Below are 14,464 nucleotides of genomic sequence, written 5' to 3' on the forward strand. Positions count from 1 at the left end.
CATCAGGGTAGTCCGCTCCGGCGCGTGACCAAGCCCACCCTGGTCCTGTAAGTGGGCTGTCACACCTTCGACGGCCACCGCCCGGTCAGCCGGACCCCCAGTAGCGCGAGTGCCACCAATGCCACTGTGAGCAGGGCCATCGCCGGGGAGGGGTCGAGGACCGAGCCGACCACACCGAGGAGGACGCCGCCCAGGCCGACCAGCAAGGCCGAGCCCACCCAGTCGGCGAGCTGCATCGCCGAGGTGTTGAACCCGCGTTCACCTTCGGGTGAGTAGCGCAGCAGGAGGACAGATATCGCGGGCATGGCGATGCCCATGCCGGCGCCACCGACTGCGCAGGCCACGAATGCGAGCCAGCCGGAGCACCATGGTTGGGAGACCAGGCCGAAGCCGACGAGTCCGGCCGCGACCAGCCAAAACCCCGTGCGCAGCGAGGCCTCTCTCGACCAGTTGAGGTATCGGCCCTGGGCTGCCGAAGCTGCGGACCAGCCCAGAGCCGTGATCGTCAGGGGTAGGCCGGCGAGAGCCGGGCTGTAGCCGTGGACTGCGCTCATTGTCAGCGGTAGGTAGGCCTCCATTCCGGCGTACGCGCCCGCGATCAAGGCGCGGGAGGCGACGACTGCCGGCAGGCCGGAGCGGGCGGTCAGCGTTCCGATCGGCAGGAGGGTTCAGAGGGCGTAGGCCAGGGCGAGGAGGCCCACCGTGCCGTAGCCGAGGGCGAGGAAGGAGTGGTGCTGGGCCGCCCACGTCAGTGCTGCGACGCCGAGGGCGGCGATTATTGCCTGGGACACGTTTGCGCGGCGGCCGTCGACCGCGGGCGTGTGCGTGGGTAGCCGTCGGACGACCACGGTCAGCATGGTCGCTCCGATGACCACGAGGGGACCAGGCCGAGGAAAACCCAGCGCCAGCCGATGGTCACCGTCAGGAGGCCGGCCACCGATGGGCCGATGACCGCCGGCAGGACCCATGCGGCCGCGTTGGCGGCGTAGATCACCGGGCGTTCGTGGTCGGTGAACGTCAGGGCGATCAGGAGTGAGACCGAGACCAGGAACAGCCCCGAGCCGAAGCCCTGCAGGGCGCGGCCGAGGAGGAAGACCGGCATGCCGGTTGCCGCTCCTGCGACGACGAGGCCGGCCGCGAACAGTGCTGGGCCGGCGAGCAGCGCCGGGGCGGGGCCGCGGCGGTCGCCGATGCGGCCGGACAGCACCGTGGCGACCACGCTGGAGATCAGGAAGGTCGTGAACGGCCACGAGTACAGCGCCAGGCCGTCGAGGTCGGCTACCAGGGTCGGCATCGCCGTTGCCACGCCCATGTTCTCGAAAGCGACCAACGTGACCACCAACAACAGAGCGATCGTGGTCAGCCGGTGTTCCGCACTCCAAAGCACGCTGCGGCGGGGTGCGGAGCCGATCGTCGAGGCCATGATCGGCAGCGTGCAACCTCCAGCCCGCTGGAGGTCAAGCCTCCTCAGGCCGTGCGGTGGGCCGCCGGTTCCAGGGGCAGGTCACGGGCCAACGCGGCTGCCTCGCCGCGGGAGGTGACGTTCAGCTTGTCGAGGATGTTGCGGACGTGGAACTTGACCGTGTGCTCACTGAGCTGCAGCTGTTCGGCGATCTGCCGGTTGCGTGAGCCCTGGGAAATTCCCGACAAGACCTCGAGCTCGCGCGGGTTGAGGCGGTCCAGCGGGCGCAGTTCCGGCGGTTCGGCCACGCCGAGCGGGAGGACCGCCGTGACCGTCGTGCCCCAGCCAGGGACCGCGTCGAGCTCCCAGTGGCCGCCGAGGGCGGTGAGGCGATCCGTCAGGCCGCGGGCCGGGATCGCGTCCGCGACCTCCGGGCAATTGTCACGGACCGTGATGCGGAGCAGGGTTCCGTCCAGGCGCCAGGACGCTCGCAGGCGGGTGGTCGTCGGGCGGTCCAACGCGGCGAGCACCAGGCCGCGGGTCAGGGTGCGGGCCGTGTGGGCGATGTCCTGCGGGAGGGATGCGTCGCCGATCGGGTCGGCGAGGTCGACGTCGACCTCCGTGTGGCGGACCAGGTCGGCGAGCTGCGTCTTCAGCACCGCGAAGGCCGCGTCGGCCTGCTCCGCCGACAGGGCCTGGTCGCGGTCGACCACGCCCTTGAGGGCGAGCAGGGCGTCGGCGGCCACGTCGACCGCGGTGCGGCGGGCGACCGTGTCGGAGAGGCGGCCGGAGCGGAGCACCGCCAGGAGCGTGGCCAACGTCGCCGCGTGGGTCTGGCCGAGGTCGGTGATCGCCTGGGCTCGGGCGGAGGCCGCCGCGAGGCTGCTGGCCAGGACGTCGGGGCCCGGGTCCGTCGCGCGCTGGGCCGCGTCCGTGCTGACGATGTGCCACAGCTGCGCGGCCAGCTCCAGGTCGGCGGACCGCAGCTCCCCGGCTTCCGGCACCACGGCGAGCACGGAGCCCTTGCCGATCGCCGGCGTCGAGGCGAGCAGGACGATGCGGCGTTCGGTTCCACCGAGGTCGCCGTCGATGACCAGGGCCCTGCCCGGCTCGCTGCGGTCGACCAGGCGCTGAAGCTCGGCGCTGGTCACGGCCGCGGTGATCGTCTCGTCGCCGATGACCTTGAGCGGGCTGCGCGGGCAGTCGCCGGTCTGCATCGCGGCGGCGCGGTGCGGGACGAGCCGCCCCAGCTCCGTGGAGAACCGGCTTAAGAACTGGGGCCGCGGGGCCGACAGCAGCCGGTCGACGACGTCGAGCACGTGCCGCGGATCCGACCAGGAAGCGTCCATGGCCCCAAGGTAGGCGCGTCCGGCGGCGGGCGGCCTGCTCGTCCGGCTAGTGAACACTGCTCGTCCGGGGGGTTCGGTAGAGCAGGCAGGGCGAGTTGACTGCGTGCCGAGGACATTCGAAGACTCACCAACCGAGGAGTGCCGAACACCATGCGAGCGATCACCTTCTCCGCTTACGGCGGGCCGGACGTCCTGCAGCTGTCCGAGGTGCCGGTGCCGGAGCCCGGACCGGGGCAGGTGCGGCTGGCCGTGCGGGCCGCCGGCGTCAACCCGATCGACTGGAAGATCCGCAACGGCTTCATGCAGCAGAACTTCCAGGTGCCCTTCCCGCACACTCCCGGGCTCGAGGTCGCCGGGGTAGTCGACGCCGTCGGTGCGGGCGCGGACTTCGCCGTCGGCGACGAGGTGTTCGGCTGGTCCGAGACCGGCGCTTACGCCGAGTACGCGCTGGCCAAGACGCTCGCGCCGAAGCCCGCGAGCCTTTCGTGGGCGGACGCCGCCGCGTTGCCGGTCGCCGGGGAGACCGCGCTGCGCGTCCTCGGGCTGCTCGGCGTCCGCGAAGGCGAGACGCTGCTGCTCCACGGCGCCAGCGGCACGGTCGGGCGGTTCGCCGCGCAGGTCGCCGTCGCGCAGGGCGTGACCGTCATCGGGACGGGTGGGAGCCGGAGCCTCGACGACCTGAAGTCGCTGGGCGTCGTTCCGGTGCTCTACGGCGACGGCTGGCAGGAGCGGGTCCGCGAGGCCGCGTCCGAGCCGATCGACGCCGTGTTCGACGCCGCCGGGCACGGGGTGCTGCCCGGGTCCGTCGAGCTGCGGGGCTCGCAGGAGCGCGTCATCACGATCGCCGACGCGGCTGCCTTCGAGCTGGGGATCCCGTTCTCCAGCGGGGGCGAGCAGACCCGCGAGGTCCTGACCGGGATCGCCGGCTGGGTGACCGAGCGCGGGGTCGGCCTCGCGCACGGCAAGAGCTACCCGCTCGCCGAAGCGGCCGCCGGGCAGATCGAAAGCGAGGGTGGGCACCCCGGCGGGAAGCTCACGATCACCGTCGGCTGAGGACGCCGGCCGACCCGGGCCTGTCGCCGGATCGCGGCGACAGGGCCCGGATCACTTCGCGGGAGGCGAAGCCAGGGGCGCCGGCTGACGGCGCGGCGTACGGCGGCGCTGCTGGGCCGGGATCCGGACCGTGCCCAGCGCGGAGTGGACCGCCGCCTCGGCGAGGGCCGCCAGCTCGCGGCGGTCCTCCGCGCGGCCGGGGGCGATCTCCGGGCAGATGTGGAGTTCCAGGACCAGTCCGCGCAGGGCCGCGACCCGGCGCAGCGAGGCGATCAGCGACTCCGGGCCGATGAACGCCGGGCGGCTGGTCTCGCGGCCGTCGGCGAGGCGGTACCGGAGCGCGATCGGGCGCACCGGGACACCGCCGTCGATGGCCGCCTGGAACGTCGCCGTCGTGAAGCGGCCCGAGGCCAGGCCGCACCAGGTCGTGCCTTCCGGGGTGACGCTGACCAGCGAACCCGTCCGGAGTGCGTCGGCGAGCGACGCCATCGTGGCGGGCAACGTCTTCAGCCGCTCGCGGTCGAGGAAGATGCTGCCGCCGCGGCGGACCAGGCCGCCGAGCACCGGCCAGCCCGCGATCTCCTTCTTGGCCAGCGCGCGCATCGGGCGCAGCGCGTTGATCGCGACGATGTCCAGCCACGAGATGTGGTTGTTGACGACCAGCGCGCCGCGGCCGGCGGGCGCGGTCAGGAAGTCGGCGCCGCCGTGGACGTCCAGGCGGACGCCGAACGCCCGCAGCACGCCGCGGAAGATCAGCCGGATGCGGCGTTCGCGGCCCCACGGCACCAGGAGCAGCGGCGCCGACAGCAGCGCCGCGAGCACGGCGGTGATCGCCGCCGCGAAGCGCAGGACCCGGCGTGGGAGGCCGACGACCGCGTCGCCGTCGGTCAGGCAGCCGTCGCCGCAGGGGGACGTCGGCATCCAAGCGTGGCTCATCCCTGGGTCCCGAGGAAGAACTTCAGGTACCGCTCGTCGACGTTGTGCAGGTCCAGCAGGACGAAGAAGTCCGCGACACCGAAGTCGGCGTCGAGGGCGGGCGGTCCGCAGACCTTGGCGCCGAGCCGGACGTAGCCCTTGATCAGCGGCGGCAGCGTCGCGCGCGCCGGGCGTTCGATCGCCGACGCGTCCCACGGGGTCAGCGGCGAGACGCGGGTGGCCTCGTCCGAGTAGTGCTTGGCCTGCAGGAGGTCCCACACGCCGGCGGCGAAGGACCCGTCGCCGGCCAGCGGGACGGACGCGCAGCCGGCGAGGTACCGGTGGCCGGAAAGGAGCATGTAGCGGGCGATGCCGGCCCAGACCAGGCTGACGACGGCGCCGCTGCGGTGGTCGGGGTGCACGCACGAGCGGCCGGTTTCGACCAGGTGCGGCCGGATCCCGTCGAGCGCGCCCAGGTCGAACTCGCTGTCGGCGTAGAGCTTCCCGGCCCGCGCGGCGCGCTCCGGCGGCAGCATCCGGTAGCAGCCGACGATCTCGCCCGTGTTGTCGTCGCGGACCACCAGGTGGTCGCAGAACTCGTCGAACTCGTCCACGTCGAGACCGGGCCGGAGCGAGTGCAGGCGCGCCCCCATTTCCTCGGCGAAAACGCGGTACCGCAGCTTTTGCGCGGCGACCACTTCATCGTTCGCGTGAGCGACGAGGAGGGAGTACCGAGGAGCGTCCGCGGGGAGCTCGGCACCCGCCTGATCAGTGCTGACGAGGAGCTGTGACGTCGTCATGGTCAAGGTGTACCCGCGCGTCGGAAGCCGCGGAGAGTGCCATCCGATGACCGATTGGTGCACGTTCAGTTAATGGCGGGTTCTCAGGCTTCTCTCAGGTCCCGGAAACGCGAAAAGGGCCTCCCGGGGACGTCCCGGGAGGCCCTTCCGACGTGCAGGATCAGCCCTTGCGCTTCTCGACCGCTTCGGTCAGCTGCGGCGCGACGTTGAACAGGTCGCCGACGATGCCGAAGTCGGCGATCTCGAAGATCGGCGCCTCCGGGTCCTTGTTGACGGCGATGATCGTCTTCGACGTCTGCATGCCGGCGCGGTGCTGGATCGCGCCGGAGATGCCGAGCGCGATGTACAGCTGCGGCGACACGGTCTTGCCGGTCTGGCCCACCTGGAACTGCGCCGGGTAGTAGCCGGAGTCGACCGCGGCACGCGAGGCGCCGACAGCCGCGCCGAGCGAGTCGGCCAGCTTCTCGACGACGTCGAACTTCTCCGCCGAGCCGACACCACGGCCACCGGAGACCACGATCGAGGCCTCGGTGAGCTCCGGACGGTCACCGCCGGTCACCGGCTCGATGCCGGTGATCTTGGTGGCCTTCGCCGCGTCGACCGCGGGGATCTCGACGGTCTCTTCGGCCGCCGCGCCCTCGGCCGGCTCGGCCTCGACCGCGCCCGGGCGGATGGAGACGACCGGCGCGCCCTTCGCGGACTTGGACTTCACCGAGAACGCGCCACCGAAGATGGACTGGTCGATGACGCCGTCGCCGTTGACGCCCACGGCGTCGTAGATCAGGCCGGAGCCCAGGCGCACGGCCAGGCGGGCGGCGACCTCCTTGCCCTCACCGCTGGCGGTGACGAGCACGGCGGCCGGGGACGCCTGCTGCGCGAGCGCGGCGAGCACGTCCACCTTCGGCGTGACCAGGTAGTTCGCGGCGTCGTCACCTTCGGCGACATAGACCTTGGCGGCGCCGTGCGAGGCCAGCGCCTGCTTCGCCTTGGCGGCGGTCCCGGTCGGGCCGACGACGACGGCCGACGGCTCACCGAGCGCGCGAGCGGCGGTCAGCAGCTCGAGCGTGACCTTCTTGACCTCACCGTCGACGTGGTCGACGAGGACGAGTACTTCAGCCATGTTCTTGTTCCTCCTCGAAGAGCCGTTGTCAGATGAGCTTCTGGCCGACCAGGTACTCGGCGACCTTGGTGCCGCCGTCACCTTCGTCCTCGGCCTTCTCACCCGCGGTGCGCGGCGGCTTCGGAGCGGACTCGGTCACGGCGGACCACGCGTTGCCGAGACCGACCTCGCCCGCGTCGACACCCAGGTCGGCGATGGTGAACGTCTCGACCGGCTTCTTCTTCGCGGCCATGATGCCCTTGAAGGACGGGTAGCGCGGCTCGTTGATCTTCTCGCCGACGCTCACGATCGCGGGCAGGCTCGCCTCGAGGTGCGTGAGGCCGTCCTCGGTCTCACGGGTCGCCTTGATCGTCGAGCCGTCGACGCTCAGCTCGCGCACGTAGGTGACCTGCGGCAGGCCGAGCAGCTCGGCGAGGATCGCCGGGACGGCGCCGCCGCGGCCGTCGGAGGACTCGTTGCCGGCGATGACCAGGTCGAAGCCCTCGACCTTGCCGATCGCGGCGGCGAGCACCTTGGCGGTGGCGATCGCGTCGGAGCCGTGCAGCGCCTCGTCCGAGACGTGGATGGCCTTGTCGGCGCCCATGGACAGCGCCTTGCGGATGGCGTCGGTCGCGCGGTCCGGGCCCACCGAGATCACGGTGACCTCGCCCTCGCCGGCTTCCTTGATCTTCAACGCCTCTTCGACGGCCTTCTCGTTGATCTCGTCGAGCACGGCGTCGGCGGATTCACGGTCAAGGGTGTGGTCGGTCCCGTTGAGCTTCCGCTCCGAGTAGGTGTCCGGTACCTGCTTGACCAGGACAACGATGTTCGTCATGGGTCTGCTTCGACCTCCCGGTTGTGCCCCGCGGACGACCACGGGTCAGTGCTCTACTGGCCGGTAGATTAGGGCCATTCCGCCCTGAGTACCCGCCGAGGTGACGCCATTCACCTGGATGAGCAATCTAATGGGACTATCGTCCCGGTAGTCGACCGGTTACCCCGCTTGAACTGCCGTTCGTCCGATCGGACCAACCACGGCCTACTCGCGGTGGGTGTCAGGCATTAACCTCCCCCACCATGCCCGCGCGCATCGCCGTCATCACCGACTCGAGTTCCTGCCTGCCCGACATCGTCGCGTCCCGCTGGGCCATCGGGGTCGTCCAGATCCAGCTGAACCTGGGTGGTCACCTCGACGACGAAAACCGCTACGACCGCGGCGAGGTCATCGACGCGATGAGATCGGGACAGATGATCACCACCGCGCCCCCGGATCCGGGGGCGTTCTTCTGGACCTACCAGGAAGCGGCCGCCGCCGGCGCGACGGCCATCGTCAGCATCCACATCTCCGGCCGCATGTCCGACACGGTCCGCGCGGCCCGGGACGCCGCGCAGCAGGTCCGCATCCCGGTGCACGTCCTCGACAGCCGCACCACCGGGATGAGCCTGGGCTTCGCGGTGGTGTCGGCGGCCCGGGCGGCCGCGGCCGGCGCGGACGCCGCGCGCGTCATCGAAGCCGCCGAACGCCGGTGCTCCACCAGCACCGAGTTCATCTACGTCGACACGCTGGAGTACCTCCGCCGGGGCGGGCGGATCGGCGCCGCACAGGCGATGCTCGGCACCGCGTTCTCGATCAAGCCGCTGCTCACGGTCAAGGACGGCGAGGTCGCGCCGCTGGCCAGGGTCCCCGGCACGCGGCGGGCGCTGGCCAAGATGGTCGACCTCGCGGTGAAGAAGTCCGGCGGGTTCCGCGCCGACATCGCCGTGACCCGGTTCGGGGCCAGCGACCACGAGCTGGAGATCGGCAGGCAGATCGAACGCCGGGTGCCCGCGATGGCCGAGAGCATGGTCGTCGAGGCGAGCACGGTCATCGGCGCGCACCTCGGCCCCGGCGCGCTCGGCATCACGGTGTCGCCGGTGGGCTGACGCGCCGGCCCGGGACCAGCAGGACCACGAGCGGCACGACGACGCCGAGCCCGGTCGTCGCGATGATCAGCACCTGGTCGATCCGCTCGAAGTGCGCGACGTGGCCGAGGTGGTAGAGGAAGTGCGGCAGGCCGAACAGCAGCCCCGCCACGCCGGCGAGCCGCGCGACCGCTGTGGTGCCGATCACGGCGGCTCCGACCAGCAGCGCGGCGAGGGTCAGGGTGAGGCCGCCGAAGTCGCGCAGGAGGTGCTCGTTGAAGGCGCCGTCCATGGCGACCCAGCCGGTGCGGAAGCCGGGAAAGTCCTGGTAGAAGCCCATGGGCGACACCAGTGGCCATATTCCGACCACGGCCTCGACGAGGCCGGAGAAGACGAGCAGAACGCGGGTGATGGTCCGTTGCATGACCACGGAACGAGCCGGCCGGGCCGGACGTGACACCAGCTATGGTCGCGCAGGTGACCACCCCAGCCACCCGGTCCGAGGCGCTGCACCTGACCGGGGAACGGACCGTCCCCGGCATCGCCGGGGAAAATTACTGGTTCCGGCGCCACGAAGCCGCGTACGCCGCCCTGCTCCCCCACTGCGCGGACGCGACGGTGCTCGAAGCCGGCTGCGGTGAGGGCTACGGCGCCAGTCTTCTCGCGACCGAAGCCCGCCGGGTGCTCGCGCTCGACTACGACGTCCCGACCACCGAGCACGTCGCCCGCCGCTACCCCGAGCTCGCCGTCGCGCGGGCGAATCTGGCGTTCCTGCCGGTGCGGGACGGCGCGGTCGACGTCGTGGCCAACTTCCAGGTCATCGAGCACCTGTGGGACCAGGCGGGGTTCCTCGCCGAGTGCCGGCGGGTGTTGCCGGAAAACGGCAAACTGCTGGTCACGACGCCGAACCGGCTGACGTTCACGCCGGACAGCGACACGCCGCTGAACCCGTTCCACACCCGCGAGCTGGCGCCGTCGGAGCTCGCCGGACTGCTCGAAGACGCCGGTTTCGACGTCGAGACGCTGCACGGGCTGCACCACGGCGAGGCCGTGCGCGCGCTCGACGAGCGCTACGGCGGTTCGATCATCGACGCCCAGCTCGACGTCGTCATGGGCGAGCTGCCCGGCCAGGCCGTCTGGCCGGCGGCGCTGCTCGCCGACGTCGCCGCGATCGAAGCGTCCGGGTTCGACGTCCACGGGGACGACCTCGACGCGAGCCTCGACCTGATCGCCGTGGCGGTGCGCCGATGAGCGAAGGAACTTTCTGCCTCGTCGTGCACAGCCACCTGCCGTGGCTGCCGCACCACGGGACCTGGCCGGTCGGCGAGGAATGGCTGTACCAGGCGTGGGCGCATTCGTACCTGCCGATGGTCGACCTGCTCGAGCGCTTCGCCGCCGAAGGGCGCCGGGACGTGCTGACGCTGGGCGTGACGCCGGTGCTCGCCGCGCAGCTCGACGACCCGTACAGCATCCGCGCGTTCCACGACTGGCTCGGGCACTGGCAGCTGCGCGCCCAGCACGCGGCGACGTTGTGGGGCGGCGACCCGCTGCTGCGCGAGCTTGCGGCGGCCGAGCACCGGACGGCGGTCCGCGCGGCCGAGGAGCTGGGCACTCGCTGGCGGCACGGCTTCTCCCCCATCCTGCGGTCCTTGGTCGAAAACTCGACCATCGAGCTGCTCGGAGGCCCGCTGGCCCACCCGTTCCAGCCGCTGCTCGACCCGCGGGTGCGCGAGTTCGCGCTGAACGCCGGGCTCGACGACACGGCGCTGCGGCTCGGGGCGCGACCGGAGGGGATCTGGGCGCCGGAGTGCGGCTACGCGCCCGGGATGGAAAACGACTACGCCGCCGCCGGCGTCCGGCGGTTCATGGTCGACGGCCCGTCGCTGCGCGGCGAGACCTGGGCCGCGCGCCCGGTCGGCACGAGCGACGTGGTCAGTTTCGGACGAGACCTCGAAGTCACCTACCGCGTCTGGTCGCCGAAGGCCGGCTACCCCGGGCACGCCGCGTACCGCGACTTCCACACCTGGCAGCACGAGGTCGGGCTGAAGGCGGCGCGGGTCACCGGCAAGACGGTCGAGCCGCAGGACAAGGCGCCGTACGACCCCGCGCTCGCCGCGGACGTCCTGCAGCAGCACGTCAAGGACTTCGTCGAAACCGTCGTGGCGCGGCTGCGTTCGCTGAAGAAGCAGCACGGGCGTGAAGCGCTCGTGGTCGCCGCGTACGACACGGAGCTGTTCGGGCACTGGTGGCACGAGGGACCGGCGTGGCTGGAAGGCGTGCTGCGGGCGCTGCCCGAGGCCGGCGTCCGGGTGACGACGCTGAAGGGAGCGATCGAGGCCGGCCACGTCGGCGAGCCGATCGACCTGCCGGTGTCGTCGTGGGGCTCGGGCAAGGACTGGCGCGTCTGGGACGGCGAGCAGGTCAAGGACATGGTCGAGGCGAACGCGGCGCTGCAGCGGCGGCTGCTCGACCTCGTGGCCGATTTGGGGACGACGGCCCGGGACACCGTCGCCGACCAAGCTGTCGCCGAGGCGATGCTGGCGCTGGAGAGCGACTGGGCGTTCATGGTCACCAAGGACTCCGCCGCGGACTACGCCCGGCGCCGCGCGGCGGTGCACACCGAGCGCTTCGACGCGCTGGCCGGGCTGCTGCGCCGCGGTGACCGCGCGCGGGCCGCGGAACTCGCGGCCGTCTACCGCGCCGACGACGGACCGTTCGGGCACCTCGACGCCCGGGCGCTGAAGCACGACTGAAAGGGATCCATGGGAATCCACGAAATTCCGGTCAAGACCCTCGACGGGCAGGACAGCTCGCTGGGCTCCCTGGCCGGCAAGGCGCTGCTCGTTGTCAACGTCGCGTCGAAGTGCGGCCTGACCCCGCAGTACTCCGGCCTCGAGCGGCTGCAGGAACGGTTCGGCGGCCAGGGCTTCTCCGTGGTCGGTTTTCCGTGCAACCAGTTCGCGGGGCAGGAGCCGGGCAGCGCGGACGAGATCCAGACGTTCTGCTCGACGACCTACGGCGTCACGTTCCCGCTGTTCGAGAAGATCGACGTCAACGGCGACGGGCAGCACCCGCTGTACGCGGAACTGACCAAGACCGCCGACGCCGAGGGTGCCGCGGGCGACGTCCAGTGGAACTTCGAGAAGTTCCTCGTCGGCGCCGACGGCGAGGTCCTGGCGCGGTTCCGGCCGCGCACCGAGCCCGAGGACGAGACGGTCGTCAAGGCCATCGAAGCGGCGCTCCCGGCCTGACACCACGGCGGGGGACGCCGGTCCCCCGCCGTCGCCGGGATTCACCGGATCGGGTCAGGCCCGCCACTGCCCGCTGCGGTGCGGCGGCCACCACCATCACCACGGGCACATCCACGTGCTGGGGCTCTGGCTGCACCTGTAGCGGGCCCGCCGCGCCGGGGCGATGGCCTTCGCCCGGCGTGGCATCCGTTCACAGCCCGAGCTGGTCGCGTCCGACGGCGTCTAGATCGTCGATCGTGGCCCGGCCGGTCCAGTTCTTTTCGTAGTCTTCGGGGGCGAAATCGCCCGGGCTCGCGCCGGTCAGGAACGCGCGGCCGCATTTTTCCGCGTACGCGGCGTTCTTCGCGCAATGCGGGCTCGCGGGGATGTACATGACGTTTCCCCAACGGTCCGGATTGGTGCCGTCGGCGACCGCGTGGACGACGTCGCCGTGCCACCAGACCGTGTCGCCCGGCTCGACGTCGGGGATCGACGTCAACGCCGGCAGCAGGTCGTCGTGGTACTTGTCGCTGACGGGCAGCGCCTGGCCGTTGGCCGCGCCGCAGAGGTCGTCGTCGGGGATGTCGTCCTGGAGCGCGCGGAGCAGGATGTACGCGATCGCCGACGGGATCGGCACCACGTGCAGCACGCCGTCGCCTTGGCGCATTTCCGACAACGCGGTCCAGCCCTGGAAAGTGCGGAAGGCCGAGCACATCACCGTGGACGGGTACTCGTCGACTTCGGTGCGGTGGGCGCCGTCCCACGGGTCGTACGCGCGCCAGTCGCCGTCGAAGACGTGGCGGAAGACCTGCTGGTAGGCGGGCAGCAGCCAGCGTTCGACCGAGCCGGAGTCGGTGTGGGCGGACAGGCCGAGCGACGCCGAGCCGGGTGCGCGGCGGCGGATGCGGTCGGGGTAGGCCGTGTCGCGATCCGGGTCGAACCAGACGCGGCCCTCGGACTCGTGCCGCCAGAAGGAGTTGAGGAACCGCCGGACGGCGACCATGTGCTCGTGCTGGCGCGCCTGGATCTGGGGCTTCGACCAGTAGACGGGGTAGATCTGCGGCTGGCCGGAGGCGAGGCCGGCGAAGACGTCGTCGGCCGGACCCTGGTAGGTGCCGCCGAAGTCGTTGTCCGCGAGGTAGGCGGCGAGCTCGGCGTCCCAGGTTTCGGCCGTTTCGCGCGCGAAGGTGCCCTTGACGACGGCGCAGCCGCGGCGCCGGATCGCGTCGGAAGTCCGCTGCGGCACGGTTCCGTCGGCGATGTCGCGAAAACCGACCACGGGGAAGGCGTCCGGATCGGCGGCGACGGCGTCCACCTCCCGCCGCATCCAGTCCCGGACCCCGGCGAACGCGCCGGCGACGTCGCCGATCCGGGCGCGCAGCTCCTGCTTGGTCCGGGTGACGGCCTCGGCCATGTTCGCGGGCAGTTCGGTGGTGGTCATCGACGTCCTCCGCTTTAAGTTAGGACTCCTTACTAGAATGTCCCGGCTACGGTAACCCCAGTTCCTTCCCCGCCACAAGAGGTGCGATGTCCGACCCCGACCGGCCGCTCCCGCGCCTGGCGATGCTGCGGGCCATGACCGACCGCGCGGTGCTCGACCAGGTCTTCGTCCACGGCCGGACCACGCGCGCCGAGCTCGCCGCGGCCACCGGGATCTCGAAGCCGACGATCTCCGAGTCGGTCCGGCGGCTGGAGACGGCGGGCGCGCTGCGGGCCACCGGCACCGACCAGACCGGCCGCCGCGGCCGGATCGCCACGTTCTACGAGCTGGCCGCGGACGCCGGGCGCGTCGTCGCCGCGGAGGTGAACCAGCAGGGCGTCCGCACGGTGACGACCGACCTGACCGGGGGCGTCCTGGCCACCGAGCGGCACGCGCCGGACGGACGGCCGATCACCGACGCCGTCCGCGCGGCCGTCGCCACGGCGAGCGCCGCGGGAACCGGGCCGGTGCGGGCGACCGCGGTCTCGGTGGCCAACCCGGTGGACCCGGTCACGCACGAGGTGGTCGCGCTGCCGGGGTCGCCGTTCCCCGAGGGCAGGCTCCGGGCCGGGGAGGTCGGGGCCGACGTGCTGCTCGACAACGACGTCAACTTTTCGGCGCTCGCCGAACGTCGGGAGGGCGCCGCGCGGGAGGTCACGAGCTTCGTTTACGTCTACGTCGGTGCCGGGCTCGGCGTGAGTCTCTACGTCGGCGACCAGCTCGTCCGGGGCGCGCACGGGCTGGCGGGTGAGATCGGGTACCTGGACAGCTCGGGGTCGACGCTGGCTTCGGCGCTCGCTGACCAGGGGTTCGGCCGGCCGGATGCGCCTTCACTGGACGTCGGCGAAATTTTGACCACGCTCGACCGGGCCGCCGGGGACACCGTCGCCGCGGGACGGCTGCGGCTGCTCGGCGCGACGCTCGGGCGGGCCGTGGCCGCGATCTGCACCATCGTCGACCCGGACCTCGTGCTGCTGGGCGGGCCGGCCGGGAGCCGGGCGGACCTCGTTGCCGAAATCCGGCGAACGGTCAGTTCGATGACGCCCGGCCCGGTCCGGGTCGAAGCCGGCGAGGTGACCGACTCGGCGGCGCTGCGCGGGGCGCTCTTGTCGGCGCTCGACCACGGGCGCGACGGGCTGCTCCGGGCGGTTGCCGAAAGTTGACCACGGGCCTGGGCGGGGTCGACTCCGGAATGAAAGCGCTGGTCAGCGACGTCGCCGAAAATCGACCAGGG

13 protein-coding genes and 1 pseudogene are annotated in these 14,464 nt (G+C 71.8%); 6 read left to right on the forward strand and 8 right to left on the reverse strand.

Translation table 11 applies throughout. The features are described from left to right. Window positions 1-59 precede the first annotated feature (59 nt). Window positions 60-1,423, reverse strand: a pseudogene (locus AB0B33_RS21640) (MFS transporter). A gap of 44 nt (window positions 1,424-1,467) precedes the next feature. Continuing rightward, window positions 1,468-2,751, reverse strand: coding sequence for a LuxR C-terminal-related transcriptional regulator (locus AB0B33_RS21645; RefSeq protein WP_360774485.1), 1,284 nt, complete (start codon window positions 2,749-2,751; stop codon window positions 1,468-1,470). A 150-nt stretch (window positions 2,752-2,901) separates the two neighbouring features. Between AB0B33_RS21645 and AB0B33_RS21650 the strand changes: the two genes are divergently transcribed. After that, entirely contained in the window at window positions 2,902-3,804 is a 903-nt protein-coding gene (locus AB0B33_RS21650; protein ID WP_360774488.1) for an NADP-dependent oxidoreductase, read from the forward strand. Window positions 3,805-3,855: 51 nt separating this feature from the next. On the opposite strand, the gene AB0B33_RS21655 is transcribed toward AB0B33_RS21650, so the two are convergent. From AB0B33_RS21655 to AB0B33_RS21670, 4 genes are all read right to left on the reverse strand, one after another. Then, window positions 3,856-4,740 carry a lysophospholipid acyltransferase family protein gene (locus AB0B33_RS21655; protein ID WP_360774491.1) on the reverse strand — a complete coding sequence of 295 codons (885 nt, stop codon included), beginning with the start codon at window positions 4,738-4,740 and terminating at the stop codon, window positions 3,856-3,858. Continuing rightward, complete coding sequence (locus AB0B33_RS21660) at window positions 4,737-5,519, reverse strand: GNAT family N-acyltransferase (RefSeq protein WP_360774494.1); 783 nt, start codon at window positions 5,517-5,519, stop codon at window positions 4,737-4,739. Before AB0B33_RS21660 ends, AB0B33_RS21655 begins: the two co-directional genes overlap by 4 nt. Window positions 5,520-5,679: 160 nt before the next feature. Beyond that, complete coding sequence (locus AB0B33_RS21665; protein ID WP_247013570.1) at window positions 5,680-6,639, reverse strand: electron transfer flavoprotein subunit alpha/FixB family protein; 960 nt, start codon at window positions 6,637-6,639, stop codon at window positions 5,680-5,682. A 28-nt stretch (window positions 6,640-6,667) separates the two neighbouring features. Further along, window positions 6,668-7,453 (reverse strand): electron transfer flavoprotein subunit beta/FixA family protein, encoded by a 786-nt coding sequence (locus AB0B33_RS21670; RefSeq protein ID WP_247013572.1) that lies wholly within the window; start codon window positions 7,451-7,453, stop codon window positions 6,668-6,670. A 242-nt stretch (window positions 7,454-7,695) separates the two neighbouring features. Here AB0B33_RS21670 and AB0B33_RS21675 point away from each other — a divergent pair, with 242 nt between their 5' ends. Further along, window positions 7,696-8,541 (forward strand): DegV family protein, encoded by an 846-nt coding sequence (locus AB0B33_RS21675; RefSeq protein WP_360774497.1) that lies wholly within the window; start codon window positions 7,696-7,698, stop codon window positions 8,539-8,541. Here AB0B33_RS21675 and AB0B33_RS21680 read toward each other — a convergent pair. Beyond that, window positions 8,519-8,944 carry a hypothetical protein gene (locus AB0B33_RS21680; protein WP_247013576.1) on the reverse strand — a complete coding sequence of 142 codons (426 nt, stop codon included), beginning with the start codon at window positions 8,942-8,944 and terminating at the stop codon, window positions 8,519-8,521. The genes AB0B33_RS21675 and AB0B33_RS21680 overlap by 23 nt on opposite strands. Before the next feature lie 53 nt (window positions 8,945-8,997). Here AB0B33_RS21680 and AB0B33_RS21685 point away from each other — a divergent pair, with 53 nt between their 5' ends. The 3 genes from AB0B33_RS21685 to AB0B33_RS21695 are packed head-to-tail and all read left to right on the forward strand — an operon-like array spanning window position 8,998 to window position 11,771. Then, window positions 8,998-9,771 carry a methyltransferase domain-containing protein gene (locus AB0B33_RS21685; protein WP_360774501.1) on the forward strand — a complete coding sequence of 258 codons (774 nt, stop codon included), beginning with the start codon at window positions 8,998-9,000 and terminating at the stop codon, window positions 9,769-9,771. Next, on the forward strand, window positions 9,768-11,273 hold the full coding sequence (locus AB0B33_RS21690; protein WP_360774504.1) for a glycoside hydrolase family 57 protein: 1,506 nt from the start codon (window positions 9,768-9,770) through the stop codon (window positions 11,271-11,273). Before AB0B33_RS21685 ends, AB0B33_RS21690 begins: the two co-directional genes overlap by 4 nt. 9 nt (window positions 11,274-11,282) lie before the next feature. Further along, on the forward strand, window positions 11,283-11,771 hold the full coding sequence (locus AB0B33_RS21695) for a glutathione peroxidase (RefSeq protein WP_247013582.1): 489 nt from the start codon (window positions 11,283-11,285) through the stop codon (window positions 11,769-11,771). A 190-nt stretch (window positions 11,772-11,961) separates the two neighbouring features. Here AB0B33_RS21695 and AB0B33_RS21700 read toward each other — a convergent pair whose 3' ends face one another. Continuing rightward, entirely contained in the window at window positions 11,962-13,191 is a 1,230-nt protein-coding gene (locus tag AB0B33_RS21700) for a YbiU family protein (RefSeq protein ID WP_360774507.1), read from the reverse strand. An 86-nt stretch (window positions 13,192-13,277) separates the two neighbouring features. On the opposite strand from AB0B33_RS21700, the gene AB0B33_RS21705 reads away from it, so the two are divergent. Further along, entirely contained in the window at window positions 13,278-14,393 is a 1,116-nt protein-coding gene (locus AB0B33_RS21705; RefSeq protein ID WP_360774510.1) for an ROK family transcriptional regulator, read from the forward strand. The last annotated feature ends 71 nt before the right edge of the window (window positions 14,394-14,464 follow it).

It is taken from the genome of Amycolatopsis sp. NPDC049159 (assembly GCF_040648295.1).
Classification (GTDB): domain Bacteria; phylum Actinomycetota; class Actinomycetes; order Mycobacteriales; family Pseudonocardiaceae; genus Amycolatopsis; species Amycolatopsis pretoriensis_A.